Origin of the sequence: Streptomyces sp. NPDC050738 (genome assembly GCF_040654175.1) — a bacterium.
Taxonomy (GTDB): Bacteria; Actinomycetota; Actinomycetes; order Streptomycetales; family Streptomycetaceae; genus Streptomyces.
Genome location: NZ_JBFAHN010000004.1, coordinates 154,044 through 168,397, shown reverse-complemented (window position 1 = coordinate 168,397; position 14,354 = coordinate 154,044). Strand labels below are relative to the sequence as shown.

The 14,354-nt window shown below is 70.4% G+C and carries 14 protein-coding genes and 1 pseudogene; 3 read left to right on the top strand and 12 right to left on the bottom strand.

The window, feature by feature from the left end; genetic code table 11:
• The first annotated feature begins 45 nt into the window (after positions 1 to 45).
• Positions 46 to 1,287: a phospholipase D-like domain-containing protein gene (locus AB0H78_RS12430; RefSeq protein ID WP_363234297.1), complete on the top strand. Its 1,242-nt coding sequence runs from the start codon at positions 46 to 48 to the stop codon at positions 1,285 to 1,287.
• 130 nt (positions 1,288 to 1,417) lie between these two features.
• Here the strand turns inward: AB0H78_RS12430 and AB0H78_RS12425 are convergent, their stop codons facing one another.
• Entirely contained in the window at positions 1,418 to 1,900 is a 483-nt protein-coding gene (locus AB0H78_RS12425; protein WP_363234296.1) for a GNAT family N-acetyltransferase, read from the bottom strand.
• 9 nt (positions 1,901 to 1,909) lie between these two features.
• Entirely contained in the window at positions 1,910 to 2,785 is an 876-nt protein-coding gene (locus AB0H78_RS12420) for an aminoglycoside phosphotransferase family protein (protein ID WP_363234295.1), read from the bottom strand.
• Between AB0H78_RS12420 and AB0H78_RS12415 the strand changes: the two genes are divergently transcribed.
• Positions 2,784 to 3,521: a rhomboid-like protein gene (locus tag AB0H78_RS12415; protein ID WP_363234294.1), complete on the top strand. Its 738-nt coding sequence runs from the start codon at positions 2,784 to 2,786 to the stop codon at positions 3,519 to 3,521. The genes AB0H78_RS12420 and AB0H78_RS12415 overlap by 2 nt on opposite strands.
• Here AB0H78_RS12415 and AB0H78_RS12410 read toward each other — a convergent pair.
• Positions 3,487 to 4,224 (bottom strand): thioredoxin domain-containing protein, encoded by a 738-nt coding sequence (locus tag AB0H78_RS12410; RefSeq protein ID WP_363234293.1) that lies wholly within the window; start codon positions 4,222 to 4,224, stop codon positions 3,487 to 3,489. The genes AB0H78_RS12415 and AB0H78_RS12410 overlap by 35 nt on opposite strands.
• A gap of 157 nt (positions 4,225 to 4,381) precedes the next feature.
• Between AB0H78_RS12410 and AB0H78_RS12405 the strand changes: the two genes are divergently transcribed.
• Positions 4,382 to 5,773: an FAD-dependent oxidoreductase gene (locus tag AB0H78_RS12405; RefSeq protein ID WP_363234292.1), complete on the top strand. Its 1,392-nt coding sequence runs from the start codon at positions 4,382 to 4,384 to the stop codon at positions 5,771 to 5,773.
• Between the two features lie 74 nt (positions 5,774 to 5,847).
• Here the strand turns inward: AB0H78_RS12405 and AB0H78_RS12400 are convergent, their stop codons facing one another.
• From AB0H78_RS12400 to AB0H78_RS12360, 9 genes and pseudogenes are all read right to left on the bottom strand, one after another.
• Positions 5,848 to 7,569 carry a VCBS repeat-containing protein gene (locus tag AB0H78_RS12400; protein WP_363234291.1) on the bottom strand — a complete coding sequence of 574 codons (1,722 nt, stop codon included), beginning with the start codon at positions 7,567 to 7,569 and terminating at the stop codon, positions 5,848 to 5,850.
• Positions 7,570 to 7,694: 125 nt separating this feature from the next.
• Positions 7,695 to 8,900 carry a cytochrome P450 gene (locus AB0H78_RS12395; RefSeq protein ID WP_363234290.1) on the bottom strand — a complete coding sequence of 402 codons (1,206 nt, stop codon included), beginning with the start codon at positions 8,898 to 8,900 and terminating at the stop codon, positions 7,695 to 7,697.
• Positions 8,792 to 10,165: a cytochrome P450 gene (locus AB0H78_RS12390; protein WP_363234289.1), complete on the bottom strand. Its 1,374-nt coding sequence runs from the start codon at positions 10,163 to 10,165 to the stop codon at positions 8,792 to 8,794. The genes AB0H78_RS12395 and AB0H78_RS12390 overlap by 109 nt, the downstream gene beginning before the upstream one ends.
• Positions 10,162 to 10,803, bottom strand: a complete 642-nt coding sequence (locus tag AB0H78_RS12385; protein WP_363234288.1) for an ATP/GTP-binding protein — start codon at positions 10,801 to 10,803, stop codon at positions 10,162 to 10,164. The genes AB0H78_RS12390 and AB0H78_RS12385 overlap by 4 nt, the downstream gene beginning before the upstream one ends.
• Positions 10,781 to 11,131, bottom strand: coding sequence for a DUF742 domain-containing protein (locus AB0H78_RS12380; protein WP_363234287.1), 351 nt, complete (start codon positions 11,129 to 11,131; stop codon positions 10,781 to 10,783). The genes AB0H78_RS12385 and AB0H78_RS12380 overlap by 23 nt, the downstream gene beginning before the upstream one ends.
• The gene (locus AB0H78_RS12375; RefSeq protein ID WP_363234286.1) at positions 11,128 to 11,559 is read right to left on the bottom strand and encodes a roadblock/LC7 domain-containing protein; all 432 of its coding nucleotides are present in this window, start codon (positions 11,557 to 11,559) and stop codon (positions 11,128 to 11,130) included. Before AB0H78_RS12375 ends, AB0H78_RS12380 begins: the two co-directional genes overlap by 4 nt.
• Entirely contained in the window at positions 11,556 to 13,130 is a 1,575-nt protein-coding gene (locus AB0H78_RS12370) for an ATP-binding protein (protein WP_363234285.1), read from the bottom strand. The genes AB0H78_RS12375 and AB0H78_RS12370 overlap by 4 nt, the downstream gene beginning before the upstream one ends.
• A gap of 111 nt (positions 13,131 to 13,241) precedes the next feature.
• On the bottom strand, positions 13,242 to 13,613 hold the full coding sequence (locus AB0H78_RS12365) for a helix-turn-helix transcriptional regulator (RefSeq protein ID WP_363234664.1): 372 nt from the start codon (positions 13,611 to 13,613) through the stop codon (positions 13,242 to 13,244).
• Between the two features lie 15 nt (positions 13,614 to 13,628).
• Positions 13,629 to 14,348 (bottom strand): annotated as a pseudogene (locus AB0H78_RS12360) (alpha/beta fold hydrolase); the annotation flags it as partial.
• Between the last annotated feature and the right edge of the window lie 6 nt (positions 14,349 to 14,354).

Genomic DNA, 14,354 nt, shown 5'->3' with positions numbered 1-14,354 from the left:
TTACGCTGCGCGAGTCGTAACGACCATGTAGGGGGAAGCATGTTCATGGCACGAATACGTCCACGGCTGCGCGGGATCCTTCCGGCGGCGTTCATCGCCCTGGGACTCACCGCCGGAGGGCTGGCGCCCGCCGCTCCCGCCGCAGCCGCGGTGATCCCGGTCGGGCCGATCTTCAACAAGCCCACCGGCACGACCGCCGAGCAGCAGACCATCCGCAACCAGGCCCGGACCCTGATCCAGAACGCGGACTCCGGCGCCATCATCCGGCTGGCGATCTACCACTTCTGGGACGACACCATCGCCACCGAGCTGGCGAACGCGAAGGGCCGCGGGGTCAGCGTGCGGGTGGTGATGGACGAGAGCACCATCAGCTCCACCTCCGCCCAGCCCGACGACTCCACGTACAACATCCTGAAGTCCGCTCTCGGCACGGACACCGCACAGGGCTCCTTCGTGAAGCTCTGCACCAAGTCGAGCTCCTGCCTCGGCCCGGCCGGCACGGGGATCAACCACAACAAGTTCCTGACCGTCACCAGTGCGGGCGGCGGCACCGCCAAGGACGTGGTGATGCAGCTGACCAGCAACCTGTCGCCGTCCAACTACAGCAAATACTGGAACAGTTCGCTGACCGTGGCGGGCAACAGCACCCTGTACGACTCCTACATCGCGTACTTCGCCAAACTGCCGGCCCAGAATCGATCCGCCTGGACCTACACCACCGAGCCCGCGGGCGACTACAAGACCTACTTCTTCCCGCGTGCCGGGACCGACTCGTCCACCGACACGGTCGTCAACATGCTCGACAACGTGCAGTGCACCTGGTCGGACACCGCCGGAGCGCACCGTACGACGGTCCACGCCGCCATGCTGAAGATCAGCAGGCAGGCCGTCGCCGACAAACTGCGTTCCCTGGCCCAGGCCGGCTGTCTCGTCGACGTCGTGTACAGCGACTCCGACCCTGCCGCCTGGAGCGCCTTCCACGGTGTGACCAATCTGCAGGCGCGCTGCTATCAGGACGGCCGCGTCACGCCGACCTCGCGCCTGATCGTGCACTCGAAGAACCTGATGATCAACGGGATGTACGACGGCTCCGTGCAGCAACTGGCCTGGACCGGCAGTCACAACTGGAGCGGCCCGGCCCTGCGCAACAACGACGAGAGCATGCTGAAGATCAGCAACACCTCCGTCGTCTCGGCCTTCGAGGCGAACTTCAGCGCCGTACGCGCAGCCGCCTACCCCGGCACCAACGACAACACCGACCTGTGCAAGGCGGACGACACCGACTGACCAGCCGGCTGCCCCGCGCTCGGACCTGCACCCGGCCCCGGTCGCCCGCCCCTGCGGCGGACGGCCGGGGCTCCGCCGTTTCGCGCTGCCAACTGCCAACTGCCAACTGTCAGCTGTCAGCTGTCAGCTGTCAGGCCGGTCGCGCCGCCCCCAGCTCCGCCAGCGCCCCGTCCGTGAGGCGGTAGACGGTCCACTCGTCCTGCGGGCGGGCGCCCAGCGCTTCGTAGAGGCGGATCGAGGGTTCGTTCCAGTTGAGGACCGACCACTCCAGGCGCTGGTAGCCGCGGTCGACGCAGGTGCGGGCCAGCTCCGTCAGGAGCGCCTTGCCGTAGCCGCCGCCCCGCTTGTCGGGGCGGACGTACAGGTCCTCCAGGTAGATGCCGTGCACCCCACGCCACGTCGAGAAGTTGAGGAACCACAGGGCGAATCCCGCGGGCTCGCCCGTCTCCGTCTCGGCGATGAACGCGTACGCGGCCGGGCGCTCGCCGAAGAGCGCTTCGTGCAGCTGCGCCTCGGTGGCCTGCGCCTCGTGGAGGGCCTTCTCGTACTCCGCGAGCTCGCGAACCATGGCGTGGATGACGGGGACGTCGGCGGGTGTGGCATTTCGGATCATGCGGGCAGATTAGGGGAGCAGGGCACGGGCGACTTCCACCTGTCCGGGATCCAGACGCCGTTCGCCCTCCTCCAGGCGCCATAGCGAGCCCTGCAGTACGCGCGCGAGCGTCCAGGCCCGCGCCCGCTCCCGGTCCAGCTCCATGACGTCGGTCATCAGCTCGAAGCGGCGCAGCAGCCTGCCCTCCTCCCAGCGGTTCCACAGTGCGGGCAGCAGCTCGAAGCAGGGGTCACCGGTGAGCGGCTTGGGGTCGATGACCAGCCAGGGTTCGCGCCGTGCGGCCAGGACGTTGTCGAAGTGCAGGTCCCAGTGGAGCAGTTGCCCGTCCGCCGCCGCCTCTGCCGCCACCTCCCGCAGCGCCGCCTCGCAGTCCTTCAGCAGCCGGCGTTCCGCTTCCTCCGCGAGGGAGTCGAGCACGGCGGGCACGCGGTCCAGAAGCCCTGCGGCGATGTCCGTGAGGCCGCGCATCCCCTGCGGCGCCTTCACCGCGTTGATCCGCACCAGCAGCTCCGCGATGACCCGGGTCGCCGCCAGCACGTCGGGTACGGAGGCGAGCGGGCGGTCCTCGTCGAGCCGTTCGAGGAGCATCGTCCCGGATTCCGGGTCGTGGTCGAGCAGCCGTACGGCCCCGTCCCCGCCCCATGCCCGCAGCGCGTACGGCTCCCCCGCCGTCTCCTCGTCGACGTCCTGCACCTTGAGCGCGGCCCGCACCCCGTCGGCCTCCCGCAGCACGGGCAGCACCACCGAGACGTGGCCGCGCATCGGCGGCCCCTCCTGTCTCAGGCCCCACCGCCGCAGGAAGTCCGTGCTCCGCTCCAGCAGTCCCAGGTCCTCCGGAATGTCGTTCACGGCACGGAGCGTACCGACATGCGTCAATCGCCCCATGAGCAGCTCCAGCCCCGTCAGCAACCCAGGCCCCGGCCCCAGTCCCCTGAGCGGCCCCGTGCACCACTCCCCCGCGCACCGCGCCCTGCACGCCGTGTGGGCGTACATCCGCAGCGCCCCGGGCACCTACATCTGGCTGGCGATCCTCTTCCTGACGACCGTCGCCATGCGCCACATGTCCCCGGAGTTCCTGGACGACTTCCTCGGCAAGCGCTCCACCAACATCAACAACCTCACGAGCACCCCGATCCGGGTCCTCTTCCAGAGCGCGATGTGGATCGACGGATCGAGCTGGCTGCCGTACGCCGTCCTCTACTCGATCTTCCACGCACAGGCCGAGCGCTGGCTGGGCACCGCGCGCTGGATCGCCGTCCTGGCGGCGGCGCACATCCTCGCCTCGTACATCAGCGAGGGCGCGCTGCTCTGGGCGGTCCACCACGGCCATGCCGCCTCCAGCATGGTCAACACCCTTGATGTAGGCGTCAGTTACGCGCTCGCCGGGGTCGTCGCCGTCCTCACGTACCGGATCGCACCGCCCTGGCGCTACGTCTACCTGATCGGCGTCCTCGTCATCTACGGCGCCCCGCTGCTCACCGGCCGCACCTTCACCGACCTCGGCCACTTCACCTCGGTGCTCATCGGGCTCGCCTGCTACCCGATCACGCGCGGCCACGGCGAGCCGTGGAACCCGATGTCGCTGTTCAGGCGAGGCCGGCAGCCTTCAGGTACGCGGTGAAGCCCGCCGCGTCGTAGAGCGCGTCGTCCGTGACCGCCCTGCCGTCGACGAGGACGGTCGGCGTGCCCTCCGCGTTCGCGGCGAACGCCTTCTGCGACGCCTCGACGAAGTCCTTGTACGTGGTCTGCTGTACGGCCTTCTTGAAGGCGGCCGTGTTCAGGCCGGGAACCGTGTCGGCGATCTTCAGCAGATTGGCGTCGGTGAAGCCGTCCGTCTCCTCGCTCGGCTGGCTGGCGAAGAGCGCCGCCTGGAACTGGGCGAACTTCCCCGTCCCCGCCTCCACCGAGGCGCGCAGGGCGTTCGCGGCCTTGACCGAACCGCTGCCGCCGAGCCGGGCGTCGAGGAAGGAGGCCATCTGGTACTCGACCTTGGCCTTGCCCGCGGCGACGAGCCCGGGCAGCGCCTGCGCGCCGCCCTCCTCGAACTTCTGGCAGTACGGGCAGCGGGGGTCCACGTACACGGTGACGGTGTGCGGCGCGTCCGCGTCCCCGACGACGATCTTCGAGCCCACCACCTGGGCCGAGAGCCCGGCCAGCGTGGCGGCATCGGACGCGGGCTGCACGGCGAAGGCGGCCGGGGCGGCGTCGGAGGCCGGGCCGGAGGCGGACGCGCAGCCCACGGCCGCGGCGCCGACCAGCGAGACGGCGGCGAGCGACGCGACCAGGCGTCCGGTGTGACGACGTACAGCCAGACGTGCAGCCATGGGGGAACCTTCCGCAGAACGACGGGACCTCCTCTCAACGCTAGGACCCGCAGGCACGGCGATCGCACCGCAAAGGACCCGTACCCCCAGGCCAAAGGTCCCGCGAACTCGATACCCTGCGCGACAACAGCGCGGCGACAGCAGGGGACACATCGACATGAGCACCGTCAACGGCGGCATATCGTTCTGGTACGCGACCGAGGGCATCCCGGATCCGCGGGAGCCCCTGCCCGGCGACACGTCGGCGGACGTCGTGATCGTCGGGGGTGGGTACACCGGCCTGTGGACGGCGTACTACCTCAAGAAGGCGGTCCCCTTCCTCAACATCACCGTCCTCGAAGCCAAGTTCTGCGGCTACGGGGCCTCGGGCCGCAACGGCGGCTGGCTCTACAACGGCATCGCGGGCCGCGACCGCTACGCCAAGCTCCACGGCCACGAGCAGGCCGTCCGCCTCCAGCAGGCGATGAACGACACGGTCACCGAGGTGGTGAACACCGCGGCGGCCGAGTCCATCGACGCGGACATCCACCAGGGCGGCGTACTCGAAGTCGCCTACACCCCGGCCCAGTTGGCGCGCCTCAAGGCCTTCCACGCCGTCGAGATCGCCTTCGGCGAGAAGGAACGCACCATCCACGGCGCCCGCGAGACCGCCGAGCGCGTCCGCGTCCAGGGCGCGGTCGGCTCGACCTGGACGCCGCACGGCGCGCGCCTGCACCCGGCGAAGCTGGTGAAGGGCCTGGCGAAGGCGGTCGAGGCGCTGGGCGTGACGATCCACGAGTCGACGCCGGTCACGGAGATCAAGCCGAAGCACGCGGTCACGCCGTACGGCACGGTGCGCGCCCCGTACATCCTGCGCTGCACGGAGGGCTTCACCGCGTCCCTCAAGGGCAGCCACCGCGCCTGGCTCCCGATGAACTCCTCGATGATCGCCACCGAGCCGCTGCCCGCCTCCGTGTGGGAGACGATCGGCTGGCAGGGCCGCGAGACGCTGGGCGACATGGCGCACGCGTACATGTACGCGCAGCGCACCGCCGACGACCGGATCGCGCTGGGCGGGCGCGGGGTGCCGTACCGCTACGGCTCGAAGACCGACAACGACGGCCGTACGCAGCCGGAGACCATCGAGGCGCTGCGCGAGATCCTCACCCGCTTCTTCCCCTCCCTCGCCTCGGCCCGCATCGACCACGCCTGGTCGGGCGTGCTGGGCGTCCCGCGCGACTGGTGCGCGACCGTCACCCTGGACCGGACGACGGGCCTCGGCTGGGCGGGCGGATACGTCGGCTCGGGCGTCGCCACGGCCAACCTGGCGGCCCGCACCCTGCGCGACCTGATCCAGCAGGACTCGGGCCAGGGCGGCCCGACGGAGCTCACGACACTCCCCTGGGTGAACCACAAGGTCCGCAACTGGGAGCCCGAGCCGCTGCGTTGGCTCGCCGTCCACACGATGTACGCGGCGTACCGGGGTGCGGACCGCCGCGAACTGACGGGCAGCACGACGGAGACGGACAAGATCGCGCAGTACGCGGACCGCCTGTCGGGACGGCACTGACACCGCGACGGACGACGAAGGCCCGGACCGGCGTGACATCCGCCGGTCCGGGCCTTCGTGGCGCAACTCCCCTGTCAGAGCAGGCTGTTGTACGCACCCCAGCCGGAGCCGATCTTGACGCGCGCCGCGTACGGAGCGGCCGCGTTGCCGGTGCCCTTGTACAGCCACAGCACGCCCGAGGCGTCCTTGGCGACGAGGTCGGCCTTGCCGTCGTCGGTCAGGTCACCGGGGTACGAGACCTGGCCGTAGGCGTTCCAGCCACTGCCGACCTTGACCCGGGGCGCGTACGGCACGGCTCCCACTGTGCCGGTGCCCTGGTAGACCCACAGCACCCCTGCCTTGTCGCGTGCGATCAGGTCGGCCTTGCCGTCACCGGAGATGTCGCCCACGCCCGTGATCTGGGTGTACGCGCTCCAGCCGCTGCCGACCCTGACCCGCGGGGCGAAGGGCGCGGCGTCCTGGCCGGTGCCCTGGTAGAACCAGAACACCCCGGTCTTGTCGCGCGCGAACATGTCGGGCTTCCCGTCGCCCGAGACGTCGCCCAGACCGGTCAGCGTGTCGTACGCGTTCCAGCCGGTGCCGACCTTGACGCGCGGCTTGACCACGTTCCAGTCGCCGGACATGCGGTAGTTCCAGAGCGTGCCGGTGGCGTCGCGTCCGACGATGCCGCCGCCGGTGTCCTGCACCGTGATGGGGGCGAGCTTGGTGAGCGCGGTGTAGGTGTTCCAGCCGCTGCCGATCGTCTCGTTGAAGTCACGGAAGGGCGCGGTGGCCTTGCCGGTGCCGTAGTGGTAGTCCAGGTATCCCTTGGAGTTCCGGGCGAGCAGCTTGTAGTGCGTGGGGACGGGGCGGGTGCTGTCGATCGCGAAAGCGCTCGACGCCTCCGGGTTGCCGTCGCCCCAGTTGTACACCTGGTAGACGGCATCCATGTCGAGCTTCCAGGCCGCCGCCGTCGCACCGGCCTTCAGGGTGTACGTCACGGTGGCATCGCCCGGCGTGACCTGGCAGGTGACTCCGCCGTAGGCCAAGTCGCCGGTGGTGTGGTCGCACTCGGCGGTGGGGCCACCCGCGGCGTCGGTGATCGTGACCTTGAGTTCGTCCTCCTCCGGGTCGCGCATCCCGTCCGCAGGCCGGAAGGTCAGCTGCAGCTCCCCGTTGTCCACCGCGTGCAGGGAAACGGTGTGCGTCACCGTGCCGCCCGCGGCGAGGGCGGGCGTGGAGAGCGTCATCGTATTGCCGGCGACGTGGGCCGCAGTCAGCACGCGCACCGTACGCGCGGCGCGCGTCTCGTCCTCCGTGACGCTGCCGACCGTCTGCGCCTGCTTCACCGCGGCGGCGATGTTCGCGCCGCTCTTGGCGTACACCACCCCGTAGTGGAGCGTGGTCTCGTCCGCGGTGGACGCCGCGGCCTCGACCATGGGCCCGGGGAAGATGTGATCGTCGTTGGTCGGGCAGGTATAGACGCCCTTGACCCCGGAGAAGGCCTTGCAGTCGCTGTCGACCGTGGCCTTCATCCCGGCAGGGAGCCCGCCCCCTGCCCAGGTGGCGTCGGTGAGCGGCTTGGTGCTCAGGGCGTAGATCAAGGTCCCGTTGGGCGTGCCTCCCACCGAATCGGGGGCGAGTTCCGCGAATCCCTCGCCCGGCTTGAGGGTGGAACCGTGCACTTCGAAGGAGTACGGATCGTCGTCCGCCGCGGCCTGTACCGCCGTGGCGAACCCCCCGGTGACCGCCAGGGCCACCACTCCCCCGAGCATGCCGAGGCGCTTTCCGCCCCGGCCGAAGAGTCTGCGCGTCATGCGCACCTCACATCTGGATGGCGGCATTCTGCTGCCGCTGCAACGCCAGGTATCCCCCCATGGCGTGGACGGAACGTACCCCACAGGGGCCCCATGCTTCACAGCTGGGGCCCCGTGGGCAGTCCTCAGACGGTCAGCGCGACCGGGATGCGCTGCGCGCCGTTCGCGATGAACGATTCGACCGGTGTCAGGCCCTCGGACGTCCGCTTCAGGTCCGGGAAGCGGGCGAACAGCGCCTTCAGGGCCACGTCCGCCTCCAGGCGGGCCAGGGGGGCGCCGAGGCAGAAGTGGACGCCGAAGCCGAACGCCAGGTGCTCCTTCTTGACCCGGTCGATGTCGAACGCGTCGGCGTCGGGGCCGTGTTGGGCGGGCTGGCGGCCCGCCGCCGCGTAGGCGGCGAGGATCGCGTCGCCCTGGGGGATGACCTGGCCGCCGGGCAGCTCGATGTCCTCGACCGCGTACCGCATGGGGAGGTGGGCCACGCTCGGCTCCCAGCGCAGGGTCTCCTCGATGACCTCGCCCCACAGACCCGAATCCTCGGCGGTGACGCGCTCGCGCTGTTCCGGGTGGTCCAGGAGCGCGCAGGTCGCGTTGCCTATGAGGTTGACCGTGGTCTCGAATCCGGCGCTGATGATGAGCAGCAGCGTGTCGGCGAGCTCCGCCTCGCTCAGGCGGGTGCCGTCCTCGTCGCGGGCGGCGATCAGGACGCTGGTCATGTCGTCGGCGGGCTCGGCGCGCTTGAGCGCGATGAGGTCCGCGAGCATCTGCTGGAGCTCGGCGAAGTTGGCCGCCGCGTCCTCGATGGTGGTGTCGAAGACCCGCTCCACCAGCAGCGCCATACGCGGCTGGAGCTTCTCGGGAAGCCCGAACAGGTGGCAGATGACCTGCATCGGCAGCGGGTGCGCGTACGCGCTGCGCAGATCCGCCTCGCCGTCGGGCGAAGCCGCGAGCCCGTCGAGGAGCTCGTCGGCGATCTTCTGGATCGTCGGCTTCAGCGCCTCGATGCGGCGGCCGGTGAACGCCGGGGCGATCAGCTTGCGCAGCCGGCGGTGGTCGGTGCCCGCCGCCGTGAACATGTTGTTGACCGCGACCCAGGTGTAGATCCACATGTCCGGGGTGATCTCGCCGCGCTGCCACGCGCCCCAGTTCTTCGGGTCCTTGTTGACCCGGTCGTCGGTGAGCAGCGACTTGAGCAGCGCATGGTCCGTGATCGCCCAGGCGGCTACATCCCCGGGGAGTACGACACGGGCCGCGGGCCCGCGCTCCCTGAGGGCCACGGACTCTCCGTGGATGTCCCGGCCTGCCGGGTCGATGACGAAGGGCTGCTCCATGGGGTGACTCCAGTCTTCTGGGGAGTGATCGGGGTGAAGTGCGCCGGGAGATGGGACAGCGCCCGGTGGAAGGGGCCGGGCCGCCACTGCAGCTGTTCGCGGGGCACGGCCAGTTCGAGGTCGCCAAGGTGGCTGGTGAGACGTTCGATGGCGGTGACCGCGACGAGCAGGGCGGGCTGTTTGGCGGGGCAGGCGTGCGGGCCCGCGGACCAGGCCAGGTGCGCGCCGCCGTCGCTGCGCGGCTCCGAACTGCCGCTCAGGGGGCTGCTGTTGCCGCCTCCGGTGAGCAGGTCGTCGGGGGTGGTGTTCGCCGCGTGGTACGAGACGAGGACCAGCGCGTTGGCCGGGATCCAGGTGCCGTGGAAGTGCACGTTGGCGCGCGGGAAGTGGGCGCTGTAGTTCGCCATCGGGGGCTCGTTGCGCAGCACGTCGTCGACGGCGTCGTACGCGGTGAGGGCGCCGTTGGAGAGGGTGCTGTAGTAGTCCGGGTTCGACAGCATGCGCGAGAGGCTGTTGGAGATCAGGTTGGTCGTCGGCTCCTGGCCGGCCGCCATGGTCAGGACGACCTCGGCGGCGAGCTCGTCCGTGCTCAGTCCGGCCGGGTGGTCCATGAACCAGCTGGTCAGATCCTCGCCGCGCTTCTGCGACTTGAGCGTGATGAGCTCGGTCATGTACTGGCTGAAGTCCTCGTTGGCCTTGATGGCGTTCTCGGGCTTCGCGTCGAACATCCCGCCCAGCGCGGCCACCAGCCGGGGGCCGTCCTCTTCGGGCATTCCGAACATGGCGTTGAAGAGGATGAGGGGCAGCGGGCGGGCGTACTGGACGACCAGATCCGCCTCTCCGGTGGCCCCGAATTCACGGATCAGGCCGTCGGCGATGTCCGCCACTTGTTGGCGCAATCTGTGCGGTTCGACCCGGCTCAAGCTGTCCGTGATGACCGACCTGTAACGCCGGTGCGCCTGGCCGTCGTTGAAGAGTGCGTTGGGGCGCCAGCCGAGCATGGGGCGCACCGGGGATTCCGGGGGCAGCCCGCTCTCCCAGGCCCTCGGGTCCTTCGCCCAGGTCTCCGTGTCGTTCAGGAGCTCCATCGCGGCCTGCCGGTCGGTGACGAGGTACGCGCTCACCCCCGGCGAGATCTCGACCGGCGCGACCGGGCCGAAGGCCCTCAGCCGGGTGTAGATGCTGCCGGGGTCGGCGGCGAACTCCTCCCCGTACAGCGGGACGGCCAGCGGCATATAGGAGTTCTTGGAATGCGGCACGGTCATGAGGCGTCCAGGGCGGGTACGGATTCGGGAGCCGGTACGGATTCGGGTGCCGGCGCGGGCTGCGCGAGGAGGTGGGTGACCAGCTCGATCAGCACGTCCACGGAGGACGTGGTCCGCCGGGCGTCACAGATCACCAGCGGGGTGTGCGGCTCCAGGTCGAGGTGGTCGCGGAGCACCTCCGGCGGGTACTGGGGGGCGTCGGGGAAGTTGTTGACGGCGATCGCGTACGTCAGCCCCTGCTCCTCGATCATGTCGATGACGTCGAAGGACGCGTCCAGGCGGCGCGTGTCGACCAGCACGACCGCGCCCAGCGCCCCGCGCGCGATGTCCTCCCAGAGCGGCTTGAAGCGCTTCTGGCCGGGGGTGCCGAACAGGTAGAGCACGAGATCGCCGGGGAGCGTGCGCCGCCCGAAGTCGATGGCGACGGTGGTGGTCGCCTTGTCCCGTACGCCGACGAGGTGATCGACACTGGCGCCGGCCTCCGTCATCACCTCCTCGGTGTGCAACGGGGCCGTCTCCGAAAGGGAGTTGATCATCGTGGTCTTCCCGACGCCGAAGGCTCCGGTCACCACGATCTTCAGCAGCGTCATCTCGGCGCTGTCGAGATAGGTGGCGCTATCGGATACTGCGGAGTCCATCGAGGACCGCCTCCAGGAGCTCGGGGTCGTGCACTCGGGCATGGGGAATCGGGGCGCGGGCGCTCAGGTGCGAGCTGTCGACCAGGTCGGCCACCAGCGCGCGCACCAGGCTCACGGGCAGGACGAGCCGGGCGGCGACCTCCGCCAGTGCCAGCGGTCCGCCCGCGAGCAGGTCGAGCAGGCGGCGCTTCACATGGGTGAGGTCATCGGTCGATGTCATACCGGTGGCGGAGAGCAGGGTGACCCGGTCCAGGGTGTTGCGCGTCGGCTGGACGCTCTCGGCGGCCAGGAAGGACGGCACGAGCCGTCGACGAGGCGCCGGGGTCATCCCCGTACACCGTCCCTGACCCGCGGGGGCGAACTCATGGCCTTGGCGCCCAGTTTGGCGACCTGGACCTGCATGGCGTGGGCGATGACGCCCATGTCCACGGTGGAGTGCGCGAACACCGCCATCACGGTGTTGTCGCCGGCCGGGATGAGGAAGGCGAAGCCGTACGTCGTGGAGACCACCACCTGGTGGACCACCGGGCTCTCCACCTCGCCGGCCAGGTTCCTGACCAGCTCCTTGCCCGCGCCCTGGAGCGCGGACGCCATGGCGGAGGCGCCTTCGCCCGCCTCGCGGGTGAGGTTCTCGGAGGCTCCCTGGATCATCCCGTCGCCGGAGAGCACCAGCGCGTGGACGACCCCCGGCACCTCCATCAGCGGAGCGAGCACCCAGGACATGTCCCTGAGGAGTGGGCGCTTGGGAACAGTCATGACTCGGAGCCTTCTTCCTGGTCGGCGGTCTGCGCTTCTGCGACGCCCCGCTGGGTTCCGGTGTGCCAGGCACCCCAGGTCTGCGCGGCCTGCTCCGGGTCGATCACCGGTACGGCGGGGGCGGCGTCCTGCGTCCTGTCGTGCTCGTGCGCGTGCTCGTACCCGGAGGCCTCGGGGGACCGCTTCTGGCGTCTGCGGCGCGGGAGTTCGACGGCGGCACCGGGCTCGGGGGCGGGAGCCGTGGCCGTTTCCGCAGCGGCGGAGGCGGAGACGGGGGCGGCGTGGGCCGGGGCGGGTGCGACGGCGGCCGGAGCGCTGTGCGCGGTCCGGGCCGGCAGCTGGTCCCGTACCTCCGGCTCGGGCTGCCTGCGCAGGGCCGGGGACATCGCCGACATGGGCTGGGCCTCCTCGTCCATCAGCAGCAGGAGGTGGTCGGGGATCCACACGACCGCGCGCACGCCACCGTACGAACCGGGCTTGTCGACCGTGACCGTGAAGCCGAACTGCTTGACCAGCCGGCCGATGGTCGCGAACCCCGCACGCGGCGGGTCGCCGAGGTGGGTCAGCAGCAGCGACTGCTGGCTGGAGAGCATCCGGGCGGCGAACTGCCGCTCCTCGTCGGTCATTCCGACACCCGGGTCGTCGATGACGACGCATGCGCCGGTCTGCACCTGGTGGAGGCTGACGTCGACGGCGCGCGTGCCCTGGGGCGTGTGGTGCACGGCGTTGGCGAGCAGTTCGGCGACGATCACGGCGAGCGGCTCGACCGCCCGGGCGACCACCCCGACCGGCACGTTCAGCTGGCTGGTGACCTGGACGCGCTGGTAGCCGGGGATACGGGACTGCGCCCCCGCGACGATGTCGCCCAGGTGCGAGTCGGCCCTGGCCAGCCCCGGCCAGGCCCCGCAGAGCACGCCGGTCGCCTGGATCTGGCGGAGGTTCTCCTCGTTCGTACGGTCCAGTCTCAGCAGCTGCTCCGCGAGCTTGGGGTCGTCGTAGAGGAACTGCATCTCCTCGATCATCGACTGGATGCGGTAGCTCTTGGCCTGGATGCTCGCGGTGGTGTCCCGCAGCACGGCCTGTGCGCCCTCGTCGACCCGGATCTCGGTGTCGACGACGACCTGGGCGACCTGGTTGAGGACGCCTTCCAGGAGCGTGCCGATCTCGGTGTGGGCGAGCGAGGGGTCCTGGGTGCCGGGGATGGCCACATGGCGGTGCCGCAGGTGTGTGACGAGGGCGGGCAGCCGTACGGCGCCGAGGTACGCGACCTCGTCCGACACCTGGATGTACCGTTCCTCGGCCGCGAGCCTGGCGAGCCCCGCGCCGTGCGCCTCGGCCCTGAGCCCGGCCTCCATGGAGCGGAAGCGCTCCTCGGCGCTCTGTGCCTCCGCCCGCAGGCCTATCTCCATCGCCTGGTGGCGCCCTTCCGCGGCCAGGCCTGCGGCCATGGCCTCGGTCCGCAGGGCGGCGGCCGAGCGGCGGGCACGGAACAGGAGCTGTACCGCGACTGCTGCTGCGGCCGCCATGACCACGGCGGCGGCCCAGGGCAGCGCCTCCGATATCTGCGTCATCAGTAGATCCTCGGTGGAAGGGATTCAGCCCAATCCGCAAGCGGACGAAGCCAGTTGAGACGACCACAGAAGAACATCCGTTCGCGGCGGCAGATGCAACAGATCTCGCGATCATGGCCGGAAACCGCCGTTGATGGCGCGTCGACCGCACTCCCGGGTGGCCGCGGTGACCACGCTGTCGAGCAGCCCGGGGTAGAGGGCATCCAGGTCCTCGCAGCGCAGGATGCTCATCTTGGCGGCACCTCTGTAGTACTGACGGATCACCCCGCCGTCACGGAGTACGCGGAAGTGGTGTGTCGCGGTCGATTTGGCCACAGGAAGGGCGAACCGGGCGTAGGGGAACTCCCCTTTCCCCGTTGCCAGTTGATGCACTATCCGCAGGCGTATCGGGTCAGCGAGCGCATCGAGTACGGACTCCAGGCGGATCTCGTTGCGCCGGGGGTGGGCGAGCGGGGGCCTGCTCGTCGCCCGGGCCGGACGCACCCACGGACCGAGTTCGGCGAGGACCGCGGGGAGGTGCTCGTAGAGGAAGAAGTGACCGCCGGGGAGGATCCGGTGGCGGAAGGCGACCGAGGTCAGGGCGCTCCACTCCCCCGTCGCCCCCGGGTCGACGAGCGGGTCGTCCGCACCGCCGAACGCGACGACGGGGCAGGGCAGCGGGGTGAGGCGCGCGTGCTGCGCATGGTCGCCGTAGCCGGCCATCAGCCGGAAGTCGGCGCGGATCGCGGGGAGCAACGCCCGTACCAGGCAGGCGCGTTCGAGGACCGCGGCAGGGGTGCCCAGGTGCACCAGCTTCTCGACCAGCGCGCTGTCGGAGAGATCGTGCAGGGGGTGCGCCGTGCGGGCCCCGACGGGCCGGCAGCCGGAGACGACCGCCGCCAGGGGCAGCGGCCCGCCCGTGGCGGCGAGGCGGCGCGTCGTCTCGTACGCGACGTGCGAGCCCATGCTGTGGCCGAGCAGGACGAACGGCTCCGTGCGCGGCCGGGCCGCCAGCACGGCGAGCACCTCGTCCACCACCCCGGCCATCGAGGTGAGCGGCTCCTCCGCGCGGCGGGCGCCGTGTCCGGGCAGCTCGACGGGTACGAAGTCGAACGCCGGGTCCGCCGTCTGCCGCGCCCAACTGCGGTAGCTGTCCGCCGAACCGCCCGCGTGGGGCAGGCAGTGGACGCGGACGCGTCGGCTGTCGTGAGCCTTTTCGTGAGCCTTTTCGTGAGCCATGGAGAG